At 67.8% G+C, this 1,873-nt stretch carries 1 pseudogene; it reads left to right on the top strand.

Annotation, left to right across the window (positions count from 1 at the left end):
- Nucleotides 1-311: 311 nt before the first annotated feature.
- A pseudogene (locus tag FV242_RS33730) lies at nt 312-1,745 on the top strand (ISL3 family transposase); the annotation flags it as partial.
- Between the last annotated feature and the right edge of the window lie 128 nt (nt 1,746-1,873).

Consider the following 1,873-nt stretch of genomic DNA (forward strand, 5'->3'; position numbering starts at 1 on the left):
GGACGAGCCAGCCGTGCGCGCCGCCATCGTCGAGCCCTGGAGCAACGGCCCCGTCGAGGGGCAGGTCAACCGCCTCAAGCTGATCAAGCGGAGCATGTACGGTCGCGCCGGTTTCGATCTCCTGCGCCAACGCGTCCTGCATCCTGCATGAGCCGGGATCGGCAAAGCTTGATCGGATGCCAAACCTTCAGCACCAAAAGTGCGGAAGAACCTGGAACGGGACCCCGGATCGGCGTGCAATTGGGGCTCTGACTCACTCTCGCTGATGCTGGCGGCGTTGAGGTTGCGGATATCCATGTTGGAGCCGCAGCATGCGCCCTCACTTCCGGTCATCGAGCCTCGTACCCACTGGATTCATCGTCGATCATCTCGACGTCGGCACTGACCGCATCGGTCTGGTCATGAGGTCGGGAGCCGTGATGACGGCCTGCCCAAACTGCCGGACCCCTTCGCGTCGCATTCAAAGCCGCTACCGACGTCGGGCCGCCGACCTGCCGCTCGGTGGCCGGCGCGTCGAGCTCCAGGTCGTTGTACGACGCTTCCGGTGCGATGCGGCGGCCTGCGAGCGGACGATCTTCGCCGAGCGCTTTCCCGACGAGTTCCTGCCCGCCTTCGCGCCACGCACCTCGCGGCTGGAGCAGATCGTCCATCACCTTGGTCTCGCCCTCGGTGGTCGGCCCGGTGCGGGTCTCGCCCAGCGCCTCATGCTGCCGGTCAGTCGCGACACGCTCCTGCGCGTCATCCGCCGTCGGGCGGCCACACGGTCCGATCCGCTCGACGTCATCGGCATCGACGACTTCGCCTGGCGACGCAACCACCGCTACGGCACCCTGGTCTGCGATCTCGAACGCCGCCGCATCGTGGCGCTCCTACTGGATCGCGAGCAGGCGACCGCGCAGACCTGGCTGAAGCAGAACACCTCGATCCAGATCATCGCCCGCGACCGTGGCGGTGGATATGGTGAGGCCATCGCCCGCGCCTTGCCGCAGGCTATCCAGGTCGCCGACCGCTGGCACCTCATGGAGAACGCCAGCCGCGGCTTCCTCGACGCCGTGCGCAGGTCGATGCGTCAGGTTCGCGAGGTCGTCGGCGCGGCCACCCTTGATCCGGCGCTCCTCACTGCGGCTGAGCGTATCCAGTACGAGGGTTACCTGCGGAGGGAAGAGGCGGACGCGGCCATCCGCGCGCTCGCGGAAGCAGGCGTTCCGATTCGCCGGATCGGCCAGCGCCTGGGCCACAGTCGCAAGATGGTGCGTGCAGTCCTGCGCGGCGAGCGCACGGACGTCTTCCGGGTCCGCCAGAGCTCGCTCGACGCCTATATGCCCTGGCTCGACGCCCAGTGGGACGCAGGCAGCCGCAACGCCACCGAACTCTGGCGAATGGCGAAGGCGCAGGGCGTCCGAGGATCGCTCCGCGTGGTTGGGGAATGGGCGACGCGCCGCCGGCGCGCAGAGCAGGCCAACATCGAGCGGCTTCAGCGTGTGCCGTCGGCGCGAACATTGGCACGTCTGCTGACGACGGGTCGCGACCGGTTGACCAGGGCGGAGACGCTGACCGTGGCCGCGGTCCAGGAAGGGGTGCCGGAGCTGGTCGAGGCACGCGAGGTAGTCAGCGTCTTCCAGACGATGGTGCGAGGAAACGAACCCGGCCGGCTCGAAGGATGGCTCAGGCGGGCCGAGGCGAGTCTCGTCGCCTCCTTCGCGCGCGGCATCGGTCAGGACCGATCCGCAGTTCAGGCCGCGATCAGGGACTATCGGAAATTCCGTGTGTGAGCGGCGGGTTGAACATCAGGCCGCCATGGCCCGGGTGAAGCGCTCGCCGAAGATGACGGCGAACTGCGCCTTGGCCATGACCCACTCACGTGGGCCCATCT

It is taken from the genome of Methylobacterium sp. WL64 (assembly GCF_008039945.1).
In the GTDB taxonomy this organism is placed as follows: Bacteria; Pseudomonadota; Alphaproteobacteria; order Rhizobiales; family Beijerinckiaceae; genus Methylobacterium.